Genomic DNA, 16,721 nt, shown 5'->3' with positions numbered 1-16,721 from the left:
AGATTCATCGGAGGTAAGTCTGATGGCAGTACCAGTTTCGCAGGCTTGGACAGTTGCAACCTATGTTTTGAAGCAGAAGCTAACGGGCAGGAAGAGATATCCGCTCGTGCTGATGTTGGAGCCCTTGTTCCGCTGCAATCTTGCGTGCGCGGGCTGCGGAAAGATTCAGTATCCCGCTCACATCCTGAAGCAGGACCTTTCGCCGGAAGAGTGCTTCCGCGCCGTGGAAGAGTGCGGCGTGCCGATGGTGTCGATTCCGGGTGGAGAGCCGTTGCTGCATCCGCAGATGCCGGAGATTGTTGCCGGACTGGTAGCGCGTAAGAAGTATGTTTATATGTGCACCAACGCGCTTCTGCTGAAGGAAAAGCTGCATCTCTTCAAGCCGAGCAAGTATCTCTCCTTCTCTGTCCACGTAGATGGCCAGCGCGAGCATCATGACTTCTCGGTCTGCCGCGAAGGCGGTTACGACATCGCCATGGAAGGCGTGCGCGCCGCAGTTGCAGCCGGTTTCCGCGTGACGACGAACACGACACTTTTCGACGGTGCTGATCCGAACAGTGTGCGTGCGCACTTTGACGAACTGATGGCGGCGGGTGTCGAGAGCATGATGGTCTCGCCGGGCTACACCTACGACAAGGCTCCGGACCAGAACCACTTTCTCGGCAAGGCGAAGTCGCGCAGGATGTTCCGCGCCATTCTCTCCAATCGCAAGAAGAGTTGGCAGTTCAATACTCATCCGCTGTTCTCGGAGTTTTTGATGGGCAAGCAGAACTTCGAGTGCACCCCGTGGGGCATGCCGACGTTCTCCATCTTTGGCTGGCAGAAGCCTTGCTATCTGTTGCAGGATGGCTATGCGGATACCTTCAAGGAGTTGATGGAGACGACGGAGTGGGAGAACTACGGCGCCAAGAGTGGCAATCCGCGGTGTGCGAACTGCATGGTGCACTCTGGGCACGAGGCTTCAGCAGTGGATTATGCCTTCAGTTCATTGAAGGGTTTTCTCATCACAGCGAAAAAGTTTGTGCTTCCCTCTACCTATGAAGACGCAGACGCAATGAAGCTGCTGAACGAGTGGAAGCCTGAGCATAGCGGTCCGCTGGTTCAGATTCAGGCTTCTTCTAACGCGACCGACGACCAGTTGCAGACGGTTTCAGGAGATTAGGCACCATGGCGACAGAGCAGCAGGAACATTTGAAGATTGAACAGCTGCGCCACCATAGCGCGGACGAACTGGAGCACATCGAAGGTCGCGAGAAAGAGAACCTTGAAGGCTGGATCCCGGCGTTGGCCACTGACGCGGAGATTCGCGAGGCGCTCGAAAAAGCCTTTGACTATCGCGGCGACATTACGATCACTCGTAAGGATGGTTCCAAGGTCGAAGGCTACCTCTTCGATCGCCGCTCGGGCGCTTCGTTGAACGATTCTTTTGTGCGTGTTATTCCCTCGGCTGCGCGCGAGAAGGTGAACATTGCCTACACCGATATCGCTGCACTTGCCTTTACTGGACGCGATACCGCCGCGGGTAAGACCTTCGAGGCATGGGTCAAAAAGTATTGGGAAAAGAAGGCTGCCGGCGAAAAGAACATTCAGATTGAGCCGGAGAAGCTGGACTAATCTGCTTTCACTCAAAACACTGCATCGTTCCTAAGAAGAAATAGGGAAGAGAGCGAAACGTGCGCGTATTTATTACTGGAGCGACAGGCTTTGTCGGCGGCCATGTGGCGCGGGCATATGCGTCCGAGGGCGCTAGCCTTCGACTACTGACGCGTCAGACGAGCCGCCTCGATTCGCTTGCAGGGCTCGATGCAGAGACGGTTGTCGGAGATCTGCGCGAACCGGAGAAGCTGCGCTCTGCGCTTGCAGGTTGCGAGGCTCTGGTGCATGTTGCGGCAGACTATCGCCTGTGGGTTCGTGATCCTTCTGAGATGTACGCGGCCAATGTCGATGGCACACGCGAGCTTCTGAGGATTGCGCGAGAGGTTGGCGTTCAGCGTGTTGTCTATACGTCCAGCGTCGCTACGATGGGTTTCAAAAGCGATGGTTCCATCGTGAATGAAGACACGCCTGTTTCGCTAGCCGACATGATTGGGGTCTACAAGCGCTCGAAGTTTTTGGGCGAGCAAGAAGCGATTCGTGCTGCACAGTCTGGCCAGCACGTCATGATTTTGAACCCTACTACGCCGATAGGTCCCGGTGACGCCAAGCCCACGCCGACTGGAAGAATTATTGTGGACTTCCTCAACAAAAAATTTCCGGCTTATGTGGATACTGGCTTGAACCTGGTGGACGTTGGCGAAGTGGCGCGAATGCATGTCACTGCACTAGAGAGGGGAACACCCGGAGAGCGTTATATTCTTGGCGGCGAAAACCTGACGCTTAAGCAGATTCTTGATCGCATGTCCTCCATTACCGGCCTGCCTTCGCCGACGATGAAGGTGCCCCATGCCGTAGCGATGGCCTTTGCGTTCTTCGAGGAAAACGTTACTGGTCGCCTTCGCGGCAAAGAGCCGCGTGCCACGGTGGAAGCGGTTCGAATGGGCAAGAAGACGATGTTTGCTTCTTCTTCCAAGGCAGAGCGGGACCTGGGCTTCAAGGTTCTTCCTGTCTATCACGCACTGCGCTCTGCGATTGACTGGTTCATCGCGTATGGTTATGCGCCTGCACTCGAAAAGCAATTATGAAAGAGTGCCCAGCTATCATCGCTGCTTTGCCACGTGAGATAAAGTCGCTTGTTCGTGGATGGCAGGAGCATCGTCTCCCTGGCAAGATCACCGCATACACCAATGACTTTGCGGTTGTTGCCTGTGCTGGGATGGGGGCGGATCGCGCTACGCTTGCCGTGCAGGCGGCGCTCTCCCTAAAGCCAGTGACCACCATTCTTTCGACTGGTCTAGCAGGTGCATGTGATCCTGCGCTTAGTGTAGGCGATATCGTTCGTGCCGGAGTTGTTATCGACGCTCGTACTGGAGAGCGTTTTGCTGATCCGCTCTTGAATCAGACATTGATTACCACTTCTGTTATTGCAGACATTAAGGAGAAACAGCGCCTCTATGCTTCTTATAGGGCCAGCGCTGTCGATATGGAGGCAGCAACGGTGGCTCGTCTCGCACAGACTCATGGTCTTCCTTTTCGTGCCATTAAATCTATCTCGGACGAAGCCTCATTTGAGATGGAGGAGCTCGCGCAATTTGCAACCGCGGATGGACAGTTTCGTGAAGCAGCCTTTGCGGCGCACTCGATTCTTCGACCATATCTTTGGCCAAAGCTCCTTGCACTGGCGGGTAACAGCAAGCGCGCCGTGCAGTCTCTTACCAGCGAACTCGAATCGCAATTAAACTGGTATCGCCAGCAAGCATAAGGAAATACATTGACACAGCAAAACCAATCAGTGACCGTTCCCGCAACCATGCGTGCCGCCGTCTATCGCGGCATCAACGACGTTCGCGTCGAGACCATCCCCGTTCCTGAGATCGGCCCTGGCGAAGTGTTGGTAAAGATTCACACTTGCGGAATCTGCGGCACAGATCTCAAGAAGATCCATAGTGGATCTCACGATGCGCCGCGCGTCTTTGGACACGAGATGTCCGGCACTATCGTTCGCATTGGCGAAGGGGTTACTGATTTTGCGGTAGGCGATCGCGTGATGGCTTATCACCATATTCCTTGCGGCGAATGCTATTACTGCCGCAAGCAGACCTTTGCGCAGTGCGAGGTATACAAGAAAGTTGGCTGCACGGCTGGCTTCGCTCCTTCAGGCGGTGGTTTTGCTGAGTACATTCGCGTCATGGATTGGATTGTGCAGCATGGACTGATCAAGATCCCAGATGATATTCCCTTCGAACAGGCTGCTTTTATAGAGCCGGTCAACACCTGTTACAAGGCTATTCGGCTGCTAAATCTGCAGCCTGATGAGACGGTGCTTGTGATCGGTCAGGGATCCATCGGCATTTTGCTCGCTGCGCTTGCGCGGCAAACCGGAGCGACGGTGCTTACTAGCGATCTCTATCCTGAGCGTCATGCCGTAGCCGCAAGGTTCGGATTACATCATCCACTCGATGCTCGTGGAGATGTAGTTGCAGCTGCAAAAGCAGCCACCGAAGGACGCGGAGCCGATGTTGCGCTGCTGGCCGTAGGAGGGAATAGCCTCATCAAAGTAGCGATGGATGCGATCCGTCCTGGAGGCCGAGTACAGTTGTTTGCGCAGACGCAACATGGCGAGGCACCCTTCGATCCAGCAGCGGTCTGCATGGACGAGAAGACGCTGATGGGGTCCTATAGCGCCTCGGTCGCTATTCAGGATGATGTCACGCGTATGGTCTTCGATGGCTATCGTAATGGCTTCGATCTAACTCAACTTATCTCGCATCGCTTCTCTCTTGAAGATGCTGTTGCTGGCATCGATCTGGCTTCTCATCCACAGGCTGATTCACTAAAGATTGTGATTCAGCCCGGAGAATAAGTCTTTTATGAGCCTGGCATAGAGTAGTCAAAGCGTTCTTAGAGCGATGACACTGACATTTTTATCGGGAGCTTGTTGCGGCAGAGAAATCTGCAAGCCGTTCTCAGTCTGCTGGAAGGTTAGCGGCTGATTGTTCGCCAATAGGCGTGCAGATAGCACCTTGGGTTTGACTTCGCTCAGTTGTAATCCAGTGGCAGGCCAATCCAGGACGTGTATATAGATGTTGTTTTCTTTCGTTGTGGTGCGGTATGCCTGTTCTCCCTGAATAGGTCCGTAGGTTGTGCCGTAGATGGCGTCGCCGTTGACGGTGATCCAATCGCCGATGGCTCGCAGGCGCTCTTGAAACTCAGGTTGAATCATGCCATCGGGCTGAGGCCCTACGTTGAGAAGGAAGTTGCCTCCCCGACTTGCAACCTCGACCAGGCCGCGAATGAGATCGTGTGAGGATTTGTAATCATGATCGTTGGCGTTGTATGCCCAGGTGTTGTTGATGGTCATACAGGTCTCCCATAGCTGAAAGTCTGCTGCAGAGGGTATGCCGGTATGAAGTTTTTTCTGAACGCTGGTGTCTATTCCCTGAATGCGAACATCTTTGGTCGGAATAGCTTTGGGGATGAACTGTTCGGGGGTAACGTAGTCTCCAGGGACGCCGATGCGGTCGTTGACTAACGTTGGCGGTTGCAGCTTGTGGATGAGATCAAGGAAGCGCTGACCATCGTACTTCTCCTGATTGTTCAAGCCATCGAACCAGATATCTTTTACAACGCCATAACGAGTGAGCAGCTCGCTGAGCTGTAGCTGCATGTAGTCGAGATATGACGACCATTCAGGTCGCTCAGGCTGTCCATGCCAGTTTTCGCGAACTGGCTTTGATGTGTCGCGGAAGCCAGGGTGATGCATATCGGGTGGTGAATAGTAGAAGCCAAGTTGCATGTCGCGTCGTGTGCAGGCATCAGCAAGCTGCTTGACGATATCTTTGCCGTACGGCGTATTTGTAATTTTGTAATCGGTATACGACGAATCGAACATGCAGAAGCCGTCATGATGCTTGGTGGTGAAGACCATGTACTTCTGTCCAGCAGCACGTGCGAGATCGATGAAGTGATCGGGATCGTATTTCGTGGGATTGAAGCGCTTGTACAGAGCAACATACTCAGCCTCTGTGATGTTCCATTTACCGGGTTGCATGATCGGCCATGAGGCTTCAACGCTGGCAAGAGAATACGGACCCCAATGAATGAACATTCCAAATTTCGCTTCGCGAAACCATGCGGTGCGATCTTCTTCCAGGTTTTCGCCAAAGGTGAATCGACGGAGAAGAGGAAGGGAAGCAGTAGCGATGCCTGCTTGCAGAAGTCGGCGACGGGAAAGATTGTGAGCGCTCATTTAGGTAGAAACAATAGAAGTGCTTGCGATAAAATGTCAAGTAATTCTAGAAAATAAGCAAAATATCATGAATTGCGTGATATGCTTCTGGTTACTATAAGCGCTTAAATGAAGAGAAATGCATCGACTTTTAATCCAGATGGAAGACTTCTTTCATGGAGGCCCACCACTCACCCTCAGCGCGGTTATCGAGTGGTTTTTGCATCGGACTCATAATGGCCCACCACTCCTGCGTCTTGGGATCGGCAGCCATCTTTGCCATGTCCGCGACGAAATCGTTGCCGATGTATTCGAAGTAGCCAAAGAGAATGTTGTTGCGAAGAAAGATGGAGTAATTTCGGATATTGCATTCGGTGATCTTGCTGAGAACGTCGGGCCAAACAGACTGGTGATACTTCTTGTAGGCGGCTTCTGCCTCGGGGCGTAGATAGATGATTTGAGCGTAGCGTTGCATGGGGCTCCTTGGAGATGGTCTATTCCAAGCGTTCATCGAGCGCATTAACTTTAGAAGATTGAGGAGTTATAGGCTCGCGCACTTTAATATAGGCACTTATGTCAAACAATACCGTAACAAAGCGAATGGCGAAACAAGTTGTTCAACGTAATGAACCATTGGTGAAGCACGCGTTGGCAGAGCGCCTGCGGGAAGAGATTGTTAGTGGCACGCTCAAGCCAGGCTCGCGGATCGTGGAAGGGACGTGGGGGCGAACGTTTGGTGTTGCGCAGGGCTCGATTCGAGAAGCGATCAATATTTTGGCGCAGGAAGGTTTTGTTGCGAAGGCTTCAGGAAGAAGCGCTCGCGTGGTGAGTTTGAGTGAAGATGACGTGCTTCGCCTGTATGAGTTGCGTGGCGCACTGGAAGGACTCGCAGGACGTCTGGCGGCAGAACGCAAGGTCGATACAGGAGATTTGCAGGAAGCGGTGGACAGGATGCGGCGCGCAACGAAGCGCGGTAATGCGCCGGAGTTACTGGATGCCGATCTGGCATTTCATCTGGAACTTTGCCGGCTTTCGCAAAATTCTTTTTTGCTGGAGCATGCACGAAGGATTCTGTTGCCGTTTTTTGCGTTCGTGCGGATACGTGTTGTTGCAAGCGGACAAGGAACCGGTCCTTGGAACCATGAGCTTGAGGTACATCAACGAATACACGATCTAATACTGGAAGGCGAAGGGCGCGTGGTAGAGCAGTACATCCAGCAGGTGATGACAAGGTTCGCAGCTACGGCTTATGACCAGTGGGAGAAAAAGGCTCTATTGGGCAAGCGTAGTAAGCGCCAACAGTAAGGCGATGGTGAGCATTATCAGGTCTGCATGGCAGTGCAGCGCGAACCGGAAAAAGATTTTCGATTCCAAAACAGGAGTAGATGATGGCGTTATGTTTGATTGATCGCATTTCAACATTCGATGCGAGGTATTCATTGCCACCTGGGGCGGGAAGCGATGCAGTGCATACGTCGCCTGAGTATTGTTTGGCGGTGACGCTGCTCGGTTCGACAGAGACCGGCATGTGCGGTACAGGGTTTGCCTTAACTCTTGGTGAAGGAAATCGCTTGGTTTGCGAGGCGATTGAACTACTCGCACAGCCATTGCGGGGACGCCCGATTGAAGACTTGATGGCAGAATTCGGAGATGTGTCGCGGCAGATGGCAGATAATCCGATGTTGCGATGGCTGGGGCCACACAAGGGTGTAGTGCATCTGGCACTGGCCTCTATTACCAATGCGTGCTTCGATCTTTGGGCAAAGAGCAGAGGTGTACCCCTGTGGAAGCTTCTGCTGGATCTTCAGCCGGAAGAAGTAGTGCGATTACTTGACCTGAGTTATCTGGATGAGCTGCTGGACGAGCAACAGGCTATAGCGATATTGCGAGAGCAGAAAGAGACGCGCTCTCAGCGTGCGGATATTCTGCGTACGGGATATCCGGGCTATGACACCTCGGTTGGATGGATGGCATATGACGATGCGAAGGTGCGAGAGCTGACGGCGGCAGCAATAGGCCGGGGATTCAGCGCATTCAAACTAAAGGTGGGGTCTCGTGATCATGCGCGAGATCTGCGACGTGCGGCAATGTTGCGTGAATGCGCAGGCGATTCCGGAACGATCATGTTTGACGCGAACCAGCAATGGACGCTGCCAATCGCGCGCAGCATGTGTGCTGAGTTGGTTAAGCTAAGGCCTCTCTGGATTGAAGAGCCGACACATCCGGATGACGTGATGGCCCACGTAGCACTGGCGCGGGAGATCGCTCCGGTGAAGGTAGCGACGGGAGAGCATATCCCGAACCGTGTCGTGTTCAAGAACTTTATCCAAACCGGAGCAGCGTTTTTCTTGCAGGCGGATTGCACGAGGTTGGCGGGAGTAAGCGAGTTTATAACAGTGAGTCTGCTTGCCAAGAAGTTCAATCTTCCAATAGTGCCCCATGTTGGCGATATGGGGCAGATTCATCAACACCTTGTGCTTTTCAATCACGTAGCAATAGGACACGATGCTCTGTTTCTGGAATACATTCCACACCTGCGAAACCACATGGTGCATCCGGCGATGGTTGAGGGAGGATTCTACCGCACACCGCAAGAGCCGGGGGCATCGAGTGATCTGAAGGAATTATCGCAACGGAAGTGCGGATGAGCGGGCTTGTGCTGCAGGGAATTGGGCTGACGATGGTAGCGGGGGCGATGTCAGGCAATTGCATGCTGCCCATGAAGTTTACGCGGCGATGGGAGAATGTGTGGCTGGTGTTCAGCCTGATGTCTCTGCTGGTGTTGCCTTGGGCTTTGGCATTGGTGCATGTGGATCATCTGTTTGATATCTATCTCGCAGTCCCTTTGAGTACGATGTATGCTCCGATTCTGTTTGGTGCAGGATGGGGTATTGCTCAAATTCTGTTTGGCATCTGCATACTGCGGTTAGGCATGGGGGTTGGCTATGCGGTGATTGTAGGGCTTGGCGCGGTACTGGGAACGTTAGTTCCGTTGTGGATGGGGCAGAGAAAACTCGTTTCGGGTACCGCGCTTGCAGAGATATTTGCAGGCGTCGTCGTGATGGTACTTGGAATAGTGTTGACGGCCTGGGGTGGGCAATTGCGTGAATACGGTAGCCGCAATGGAGAAAACGATCTACCGCGACAGCAAGGATATGCAACTGCCGTCCTGCTGGCAGTTCTATGCGGACTTCTGGCGCCGATGTTAAATTACGCATTCGCATTTGGACAGGGATTGGCTACGGCTGCTGTGAGAGTTGGAAACACACCTGTCTCCGCGGCCTACGCTGTGTGGCCTATCGCACTGTTAGGCGGACTCGTTCCAAATGTTGGATATAGCTTGTATCTGTTGCGTAGGAATAAAAGCTGGAAGGGGTTTACGAGTGATTCATCGGATGTATGGTGGGCAACCTTAATGGCGATATTGTGGATGGGAGCCTTTGCACTTTATGGTGTAAGTTCTGTTTATCTTGGAGCGCTTGGAACCTCGATCGGCTGGGGGCTATTTCAGATATTCATGATCTTGACGGCAACAATCTCCGGCCTGCTGGCAGCCGAATGGAAAGGTGCTTCACGTACATCGGTGACATTGTTAGGAGCGGGAACGGCAGCGCTAATTGGAGCAACCGTGTTGCTTTCGATGGGAGGGCGCTAGTGGTACGCGGAAACAAAACCGATTCGAGTTGGAGTTGCATCTGCGTTTTGATGATTGAGACGACATGCTTTACAGCAGCGGATCAGTCTGTGTAAGCGATAGGATAGCCACTTCGCTCACTGGATTGATAAAGCGCTTCGACAAGGGCCATGGTCTGGAAGGCATCTTCAAAGTGAGAGGGCAATGTCGCGATTGACCCCTCAGCGAAGGCTTGCAACGCTCCCATCGTTCCCATGAATGCATCGGGAAAGTTGTTGCCGCTGACTGGTAATGTCTGCCATGTGGCTGCCATATTTCCGCGTGCGGCGTACTCGAGCGTATCGGGTTTGCCTTTGGGATAGTCCAGATTGACTCCCATTGAAATGCGGGCTGCTCCTGTAAGTCCTTCCCACTGCACATAACTGTGTTGATGTGCCGAGCCGAAGTTGTGACCATGGTTGGTCGTGACAAAAACACGTTTCGAGTCACCATAGTCGAGTATGGCGGTTGTCCGAGTGGCTGCAAGATTTGCGGAGAGAGGATGCTTAACTGTGCGTGCATACACGCTGTGCGGATTCCCCAACCATGATCGTATGAGATCAAAGTAATGAATGCTGTGATAAAGAATTTCAAGGCGCGGAGCGGTAGAAAGAAAGGTCCAGAGATGCCAGGGAGTGTAAGTGCGTGTCTGTACCTCGATGTCGTGGATCTCTCCGAGCAAGCCATTGCTGGCGAGCGCTTGAACTGCGAGATTGTTGGGGGAGTAGCGTAACGAAAAATTGACTGCCGCAGTGAAGCCTTTGTTTCGACAAATGTCACGGATGGCACGTGCTTCTTCGAGCGTTTCACCCATAGGCTTTTGCATCAGGACAACAGCACCTTGCGGAAGCTCTTGCATGATGGAGAAAAGTTGCGAAGCAGGCACAGCGATATCGAAGACACAGTCTTTCGGCGCAAAGCGGAGCGTTTCGGCAATGGATGCGAACGAGTGCGTAATACCCTCTGCTAAAGCCAGCTCTGCTGCCTTTTCTGAAGATGCGTCCATTATGCCAACGACAGGGAAGCCGGCTTTTTTATAAGCAGGCAAATGCGCTGAACGCACAATGCCTCCTGCACCGATGATCACAATAGGACGAATGCGTTTCGGTCGTGGTGGCTGTACCTGGGCAATGATCTCAAGCAGGGAAGAGCTGGTGTGAGCAAAGGCGTCGGACATAGTGATTGAGGCGCTCCATGTGTGAGGAACAGGATGATACCCAGAGTACAACTTCAAGCGCTTGCTTCATTGGTCGGTTCTGCAATAAATGAGTGCGCTTATGGAATGTGCATGAATCAGACGAATCTATTTTCATAAATGTTGACGAAGTATCCAATGGATACTCCGTCAACATTTGGGAGAGAAGTGAGATTGAACGCGTCCTCTAGTAGGGATAATAGGCCGGCCCGTAATAGTAGTAGGGCGGGGGCGGAGGAGGACGTCGGTGCAACTGCTGTGCCGGTTGAACACCGCTAGCCAGTCGGTTCATCTCCTCTTGCGATACCGTTGTTAGAGGCACTTGCTGAGTCAGCCTAAAGTTTAAGATCGCCTCTGCCGGAACAACCGCTTCGCCGCGCCCCGAGGCTGCTGATGCACCAACGCCCGCAGCTCCACCGACGCCAGCGCCAATCAAGGCTCCGGGACCGCCACCTGCTACTGCTCCAATCAACGCGCCGAACGCTCCCAGTCCAACAGCATTGCCAACCGTCTGTCCGGTTTTATCTGCGCCTTGATGGCTCCATGCATCGGAGACGACGGGATAAGTTTGGCCGCCAAGAGTTATCTGCGTCAGTTGCAGCGCCAACTCTCCCTTGCCCTTAAGTGACCCGGCGTTGTGTACATCGACAACCTTGCCTTGCACCGAAGTTCCTCGCGGAATTGCCACTGCATTTCCTGCGACGACATCGTTGATCACAACTCCGTCAAATACTGTTCCAAGCGCAGTGTTCTTGCTGTCCATTCCCTCATTTACGCGTACGCGTAGTAATGTTCCGCCAGGAACGACCACTGCTTCGCCGCCACGCTGCGCAGGGTAGGGCCGAGCGTAGGGAGGGGGAGGTGCTTGGCCATAAGCCGGATTGTAAGGTTGACGATACGGACGCTGAGGCTGATTCTGTCCTTCTTGATGGGGAGGTCCAGCAGGACCATATTGGGGATTTACATCTGGAGGAGGACCTGCAGGGCCATACTGAGGTGACTCATTTGGGCCAGCCGGTGGTTGTCCCGCGGCGCCCATGTCCCCTTGTTGTTGTTCTGTCGGTTGCTGCTGGTTAGGGGAGTTGGAATATGTTCCATCGGACTGAAGCTGTGGCCCCGTGCCTTCGGCGGCAGCGTCTTGATCTTGTCCGGCAGTATCTCCTGAGGCGTTGTCGGCTGCGGTTGCACCGATCGCCAATTGGTCGATGACCTTCTTTACCCCAGGAGTATTCGATGTCACTGTCTCGGCCATATCTCGAGAGGCTTCATCCCGCACGGTGCCGGTCAAGGTTACCTGGCCATAAACAGTCGTCGTACTAATAGATTGATCCGCTAGCTGAGGTGTATTGGCTAACGCCTTCAAAACGTTGGCTTCAACCTGTGCATCAGGAACTACTGCCGCCTTCTCCTGGGCGACTCCGGCCCCACCGGTGGCAAGCAGAAAGCCTATTAAAAGTCCCGATACTTGAAGATATTTCGACTGCTGCATATTTCCCTCACTGCGACCGTACCGACTTTGAGGATTTACCTCACAGTCGTTGTTTATAAAAACGCGATCTATGGAAAAAAGTTACTACAACTACAAAACTCTTCTTTGAATTACAGTAATTTCCCCTCCGGCCTAGCAATTGACCTTCCTAACTAACAGCGGTATATTCAAAGAGCGGGGTGGAGCAGCCCGGTAGCTCGTTGGGCTCATAACCCAAAGGTCGCAGGTTCAAATCCTGCCCCCGCAACCATTTAGCGAAAAAGCTAAACCCACCGTATGAAGACCCTCTGCGTCTCCGGTGGGTTTGGCAGTTAAGTCCTGCATATTTAGGCGGATGGATGCTAAGAGGAAGCATCCCCATCTTCCAAGGGTGGAGTATGCGCGAGGAAGCTCTGATGCCGATACGCGGAATAGCTTCGATGGCCTTCGATCTATACTCGAAATTAGAGTATGAGGCGATTGTTTCAATTCGGTACTGTCTTGATGCTGATTGGAGCGTTCGTCCCTCTGCTTGAGCTATTTGACCACTGGGATGCTCCGGGCCTCTCGAACGACACCGAGTATGCGGTATACGCGTTCTTGCTTTTGATCTGTCTTGTCCTGGTGCTGTGTAAGCTGATCTCCTCGGCTGCTCTGAGGCTTGGCTTCGTCTCCTTGCGAATACTTGTGCCCGACCAGAGCGCGAAGCCTGTCGAAACCGGCCACACGTTCATCTTTGCCGTTCCTCCCTTGTTTGTTCTTCCATTACGAATCTGATCTCCAGAAAAATGCGCTCGAATGGACGCGCCGTTTTGGTGTGTCTTCTTGCTGATGTTTGCGCACCAGCGTGTCCTGCGCTGGACGCCTCACTCTTTGGAGATTTCGGATGTCTGTTGTCAAAGCCATATTCTGTTTTGTGCTGTTCGCTATTGGGGCAGTGTTGCCGTTTGTATGTGTTGCCCAGGGGGGCAATGCCGGAGCCGTTACCGGAGTTGTCCTCGCACCTAACGGCAGCCCGGTAGCGGGTGCTACTGTGACCATATCTGCGCCCGATGCTCCAGCTCGTATCGTCAAAAGTGCTGACGACGGAACATTTCTCCTTCGCGATCTGTCGAGCGGCGACTATACCGTCAAAACTACATCGCCATCGTTTGTATCCGATGTAGAGTCTGTATCTGTTGCAGTCGGTCGCATGACCCGCCTTTCGGTTCATCTCGCCATCGTCGGCGCACAGCAGAGTGTCAATGTAACTGCCGCTCCGGTAACCTTCGACACCTCGCAGACCTCCTCAGTGGTCAATATCGATCGTGATCGTGTAGAGGAGCTTCCCATTCCAAGCCGCAACTATCTGACTTTTGTTCTTCTTTCTCCGCAGGCGGCTCCAGCCAATCCTGCGCTGCAACAGCAAGGCGGAACGGCGAGTGGTGGCAACTTCAGCTTCGGCGGTCTGCGACCGGGGAGCAATGCGATCTATTTGGATGGAGTTAACGACAATGACGAATTCACCGGTAGTAGTCGAACACAGCTCTCGCCTGAGGCTATCAGCGATTTCCAGATCGTCAATCACGGGTTCGCCGCACAATCAGGCGGAGGTGCCGGTGGCTCCATTGACGTTCAAACACGAACCGGTGTGAATCGTATCCACGGCGATGCGTTTACCTTTGTTCAGAACGGAGCCTTGAATGGCACGCCGTCGTTAGGATTGAATCCGCACAAGCCGGATGAGAACCGTGTTCGCGCCGGTGTCGCGCTCGGTGGACCGATCCAACGCGACAAGACCTTCTACTATGTTGCTGCTGAACAGGAGATGGCCCGAGGAGAAGACACCAATGATCTGAACCCTTCTACGATCGGGATAATCAACTCGTCCATACGAAAGTATCCACCTCTTGGCAATCTCAGCTTGCAGTCCGGCTTCTTTCCCACAACCGATCAGGAAACGGAGCTGTCGGGGCGCATCGACCGTACGATGACGGCACGCGAGGCCATCATGCTACGGTATGCCTTCACAAATGGCCGCAACGTCAACGATGCCTTTAATACGGATGAGCTTACAGACCGGACGGCCCGCGGTTCATCCTTCGTAGCTGACAACAGCCTCAACGGGACACTCTCGTCAACACTAACTGAAAGCGTTTTGAATAAGCTGAATTTCGAGTTGGCACAGCGGCGAGCTGTGGAGCGCACAGGGCAATCTGTCGGGCCAGGCATTCTCGTTTCTGGTACGGCTCTGTTTGGTACTCCATCCTCAGGAAACGATAAACGCTTCGAGACGCACACCGAGTTTGCCGATACGGTTGCGCTGCAATTGCGTCAGCATTTTGTGCAGTTCGGCGCACGAGCCGACCACGTTGCGCTGCGAACAGAGATGCCAGACGGCTCGCAAGGATTGTTCGTCTTCGGCAACCTCGCTGCTCTTCAGAACGGCACTCCTGATTTTTTCACGCAATCGTTTGGCAACTTCAACACCAACCTGGGCGAGATCCGGTTCGCTGGGTTTGCCCAGGACCATTGGGTGGCCTTTCCATCGCTTACCCTCGACTATGGCCTCCGCTATGAGTACAACCGGCTGCCTTCGTCGTTTCCGCAGGATGCCCTCAACTTCAGCCCGCGGTTTGGTGCGGCATGGACTCCTCTAAAAACGGTCATTATTCGCAGCGGCTTCGGCATCTTTTATGATCGTTTCCAACTTTCGACCATTAATCGTATTTCCGAATTCGATGGCACGCGCGCTTCCATGCAAATTGTGGAGGATACCGATGCCGTCAATCTCTATCAGAGTGGACGCATTCCTTCCGTTCCTCTCGTCGGTGTAGCACCGAGTATATGGAAGGCTCAACCTGGTCTTCGCAATCCTTACAGTGAAGTTGCCTCTCTGAGTGTTGAGAAATCGCTGCCGTGGCAGACGACTCTCACGGGAGAGTATCAGTTTGTGCATGGTGTCCATCTTGGACGCTCGAGTAATGTCAACCTCGCTGCGCCAGTCATTCTCACAGCCTCGAATGCAGCATCCCTCGGTGTCTCTTCGCCGACATCACAGCAACTGGGGCGTCTGGTCTTTACCAAGGACCGTCTCGATGCAAGCTATGACGCTGTAAATCAGTTCGCTACATCAGCTGGCTCGTCATACAACGGGACCACGATCACGCTGAATCGTCAGTTCCAGGATGATTTGCAGATTATGGCAGGTTACACCTATTCCAAGACAATTGATGATGCAAGCTATGATCTCGAACAACCGCAGAACCCTTACGCCATTGGCGACGAACGCGCATTGTCTCTTATGGACCAACGCCACCGTTTTACATTAAGCGGCCTGTGGCTCATTGGTCCTGACTTGGGCGATCCGGCGGACGCTGTAAAGAACGCGAATCCCGGTCCAATAATGAAGGCGCTTACCGGCTTGGAATTTGCGCCAATCATCAGCATTGCGAGTGGGTTCCGTTCTAATCCAGTGACTGGTCTGGATAGCAACAGGGAACACATCTTTCCATTTGCTGTGCGACCTGATGGCTTCAATCGAAATGCTCTGGCAACCCCCGTCAACGTCGATGTCGATCTGCGCGTGCTTAAGATGGTCCCGTTGTACCAGGGGCATCTCGACGTTGTTGCAGAATCCTTTAATCTGCTAAACCACCGTAATGTGTCGCTCTTGAATACGGCATTTGGCTCAAACGCAACTCCCGCATCCGGGTTTGGCGGGCCCATCGCGACATCGACAGCGCGGAGAGTTCAGTTCTCTCTCGATTATGAGTTCTGACACGTAATAGCGTCGAAATTAAAAGAGCGTCCATGTGTTTGTAGCGTTGTATTTAGGGCAATTGCGATTGCCTGATTTGCATAGATATTCCAGAGAGTGCTTCAATATGAAGCATTGAGGAAATTATTCGCCATCACGTTGCTGGCCCTTTTGGGTCTGCCGTTTGTTCAACCGCTCCTGGCCATGACCGGCAGGAGCGAGGCGAATTTGCCTGTGTGTTGCCGCCGAAATGGAGCGCACCATTGCATCATGGGGATGGCAGAGCGTACTCAATATGCCGCTCATGATCCGCAGTTTCAGGCTCCTGGTGAGAAGTGCCCTTTTTTCCCTATCAGCATCGTCACTGTTCATAACAACATATTTGTCGCACCCACAGCGCAGGCTATCTTTGCAGGGCTTACGGCCCATCCGGCAATGGCGGCACAGACGGAGTCCAAGCTCCGTATCTCGCGTAATCGTTCGCGACAAAAGCGCGGCCCTCCTTTCCTTCTTTTAGCTATCTCCTAAACGAACGGCCGTTATTCGTCAGCTAGCCTGCGTATCTTCTGAAATACGCAGCTCGATTGTCGGCATTCGTATCGTGTGTTTCTTCGTGTCATTGCGGATAAGAGTTTTTGGTCCTTTGCATCGGTCAAAGATGCTCGCACGCGCACGTATAACGTAACGAAACTCGTTTAAGGCTAAACAAAGAGTTTTCACCAACGGGATAGATCGCAGAAAGAGAACAGACTTGCGAGGAGTTGTCAGTCAAAGGCGAAATACATGGCATGGTCAGCTGAGCGCATTGCTCCTGATCGCTAG

The 16,721-nt window shown here is 53.1% G+C and carries 15 protein-coding genes and 1 tRNA gene; 12 read left to right on the top strand and 4 right to left on the bottom strand.

Features of this window, described 5'->3' with window-relative positions:
• Positions 1-22: 22 nt before the first annotated feature.
• The 5 genes from hpnH to IEW09_RS07320 are packed head-to-tail and all read left to right on the top strand — an operon-like array spanning position 23 to position 4,459.
• On the top strand, positions 23-1,162 hold the full coding sequence (gene hpnH / locus IEW09_RS07340; RefSeq protein ID WP_188553539.1) for an adenosyl-hopene transferase HpnH: 1,140 nt from the start codon (positions 23-25) through the stop codon (positions 1,160-1,162).
• A 5-nt stretch (positions 1,163-1,167) separates the two neighbouring features.
• A complete protein-coding gene (locus IEW09_RS07335) occupies positions 1,168-1,614 on the top strand; it encodes a hypothetical protein (protein ID WP_188553538.1) in 447 nt (148 codons plus the stop codon).
• A 59-nt stretch (positions 1,615-1,673) separates the two neighbouring features.
• Positions 1,674-2,681, top strand: coding sequence for a hopanoid-associated sugar epimerase (gene hpnA / locus IEW09_RS07330; RefSeq protein WP_188553537.1), 1,008 nt, complete (start codon positions 1,674-1,676; stop codon positions 2,679-2,681).
• Positions 2,678-3,358 (top strand): phosphorylase family protein, encoded by a 681-nt coding sequence (locus tag IEW09_RS07325; protein ID WP_188553536.1) that lies wholly within the window; start codon positions 2,678-2,680, stop codon positions 3,356-3,358. Before hpnA ends, IEW09_RS07325 begins: the two co-directional genes overlap by 4 nt.
• Before the next feature lie 48 nt (positions 3,359-3,406).
• On the top strand, positions 3,407-4,459 hold the full coding sequence (locus tag IEW09_RS07320) for a zinc-dependent dehydrogenase (protein ID WP_188554345.1): 1,053 nt from the start codon (positions 3,407-3,409) through the stop codon (positions 4,457-4,459).
• Positions 4,460-4,486: 27 nt separating this feature from the next.
• Here IEW09_RS07320 and IEW09_RS07315 read toward each other — a convergent pair whose 3' ends face one another.
• Both IEW09_RS07315 and IEW09_RS07310 read right to left on the bottom strand, forming a co-directional pair.
• Positions 4,487-5,845: an alpha-L-fucosidase gene (locus IEW09_RS07315; RefSeq protein ID WP_188553535.1), complete on the bottom strand. Its 1,359-nt coding sequence runs from the start codon at positions 5,843-5,845 to the stop codon at positions 4,487-4,489.
• Positions 5,846-5,975: 130 nt separating this feature from the next.
• The gene (locus IEW09_RS07310) at positions 5,976-6,299 is read right to left on the bottom strand and encodes an L-rhamnose mutarotase (protein ID WP_188553534.1); all 324 of its coding nucleotides are present in this window, start codon (positions 6,297-6,299) and stop codon (positions 5,976-5,978) included.
• 98 nt (positions 6,300-6,397) lie between these two features.
• On the opposite strand from IEW09_RS07310, the gene IEW09_RS07305 reads away from it, so the two are divergent.
• The 3 genes from IEW09_RS07305 to IEW09_RS07295 all read left to right on the top strand — a co-directional run bounded on the left by IEW09_RS07305 (position 6,398) and on the right by IEW09_RS07295 (position 9,479).
• Positions 6,398-7,129, top strand: a complete 732-nt coding sequence (locus IEW09_RS07305; RefSeq protein WP_188553533.1) for a GntR family transcriptional regulator — start codon at positions 6,398-6,400, stop codon at positions 7,127-7,129.
• A gap of 161 nt (positions 7,130-7,290) precedes the next feature.
• Entirely contained in the window at positions 7,291-8,472 is a 1,182-nt protein-coding gene (locus IEW09_RS07300; protein WP_229739163.1) for an enolase C-terminal domain-like protein, read from the top strand.
• Positions 8,469-9,479, top strand: coding sequence for an L-rhamnose/proton symporter RhaT (locus IEW09_RS07295; RefSeq protein WP_188553532.1), 1,011 nt, complete (start codon positions 8,469-8,471; stop codon positions 9,477-9,479). The genes IEW09_RS07300 and IEW09_RS07295 overlap by 4 nt, the downstream gene beginning before the upstream one ends.
• A gap of 82 nt (positions 9,480-9,561) precedes the next feature.
• On the opposite strand, the gene IEW09_RS07290 is transcribed toward IEW09_RS07295, so the two are convergent.
• Both IEW09_RS07290 and IEW09_RS07285 read right to left on the bottom strand, forming a co-directional pair.
• Complete coding sequence (locus IEW09_RS07290; protein WP_188553531.1) at positions 9,562-10,674, bottom strand: Gfo/Idh/MocA family protein; 1,113 nt, start codon at positions 10,672-10,674, stop codon at positions 9,562-9,564.
• Positions 10,675-10,879: 205 nt separating this feature from the next.
• Positions 10,880-12,181: a BON domain-containing protein gene (locus IEW09_RS07285; RefSeq protein ID WP_188553530.1), complete on the bottom strand. Its 1,302-nt coding sequence runs from the start codon at positions 12,179-12,181 to the stop codon at positions 10,880-10,882.
• A 173-nt stretch (positions 12,182-12,354) separates the two neighbouring features.
• Here IEW09_RS07285 and IEW09_RS07280 point away from each other — a divergent pair.
• The 4 genes from IEW09_RS07280 to IEW09_RS07265 all read left to right on the top strand — a co-directional run bounded on the left by IEW09_RS07280 (position 12,355) and on the right by IEW09_RS07265 (position 16,427).
• A tRNA-Met gene (locus IEW09_RS07280) sits at positions 12,355-12,431 on the top strand.
• Positions 12,432-12,631: 200 nt separating this feature from the next.
• The gene (locus IEW09_RS07275) at positions 12,632-12,937 is read left to right on the top strand and encodes a hypothetical protein (protein ID WP_188553529.1); all 306 of its coding nucleotides are present in this window, start codon (positions 12,632-12,634) and stop codon (positions 12,935-12,937) included.
• Positions 12,938-13,046: 109 nt separating this feature from the next.
• Complete coding sequence (locus tag IEW09_RS07270; RefSeq protein WP_188553528.1) at positions 13,047-15,920, top strand: TonB-dependent receptor; 2,874 nt, start codon at positions 13,047-13,049, stop codon at positions 15,918-15,920.
• Between the two features lie 255 nt (positions 15,921-16,175).
• Positions 16,176-16,427, top strand: coding sequence for a hypothetical protein (locus IEW09_RS07265; protein WP_188553527.1), 252 nt, complete (start codon positions 16,176-16,178; stop codon positions 16,425-16,427).
• The last annotated feature ends 294 nt before the right edge of the window (positions 16,428-16,721 follow it).

The organism is Edaphobacter dinghuensis (assembly GCF_014640335.1).
Taxonomy (GTDB): domain Bacteria; phylum Acidobacteriota; class Terriglobia; order Terriglobales; family Acidobacteriaceae; genus Edaphobacter; species Edaphobacter dinghuensis.
Note: the sequence above shows the minus strand (reverse complement) of the source record. Positions and strands in the feature narration are given on the sequence as shown.

Coding starts and splice junctions, on each gene's coding strand:
- IEW09_RS07290 (WP_188553531.1), bottom strand. CDS start 10,674: ATGTCCGACGCCTTTGCTCACACCAGCTCTTCCCTGCTTGAGATCATT.
- IEW09_RS07315 (WP_188553535.1), bottom strand. CDS start 5,845: ATGAGCGCTCACAATCTTTCCCGTCGCCGACTTCTGCAAGCAGGCATC.
- IEW09_RS07305 (WP_188553533.1), top strand. CDS start 6,398: ATGTCAAACAATACCGTAACAAAGCGAATGGCGAAACAAGTTGTTCAA.
- IEW09_RS07320 (WP_188554345.1), top strand. CDS start 3,407: ATGCGTGCCGCCGTCTATCGCGGCATCAACGACGTTCGCGTCGAGACC.
- IEW09_RS07275 (WP_188553529.1), top strand. CDS start 12,632: ATGAGGCGATTGTTTCAATTCGGTACTGTCTTGATGCTGATTGGAGCG.
- IEW09_RS07285 (WP_188553530.1), bottom strand. CDS start 12,181: ATGCAGCAGTCGAAATATCTTCAAGTATCGGGACTTTTAATAGGCTTT.
- IEW09_RS07265 (WP_188553527.1), top strand. CDS start 16,176: ATGGCAGAGCGTACTCAATATGCCGCTCATGATCCGCAGTTTCAGGCT.
- IEW09_RS07335 (WP_188553538.1), top strand. CDS start 1,168: ATGGCGACAGAGCAGCAGGAACATTTGAAGATTGAACAGCTGCGCCAC.
- IEW09_RS07325 (WP_188553536.1), top strand. CDS start 2,678: ATGAAAGAGTGCCCAGCTATCATCGCTGCTTTGCCACGTGAGATAAAG.
- IEW09_RS07310 (WP_188553534.1), bottom strand. CDS start 6,299: ATGCAACGCTACGCTCAAATCATCTATCTACGCCCCGAGGCAGAAGCC.
- IEW09_RS07270 (WP_188553528.1), top strand. CDS start 13,047: ATGTCTGTTGTCAAAGCCATATTCTGTTTTGTGCTGTTCGCTATTGGG.
- hpnH (WP_188553539.1), top strand. CDS start 23: ATGGCAGTACCAGTTTCGCAGGCTTGGACAGTTGCAACCTATGTTTTG.
- IEW09_RS07295 (WP_188553532.1), top strand. CDS start 8,469: ATGAGCGGGCTTGTGCTGCAGGGAATTGGGCTGACGATGGTAGCGGGG.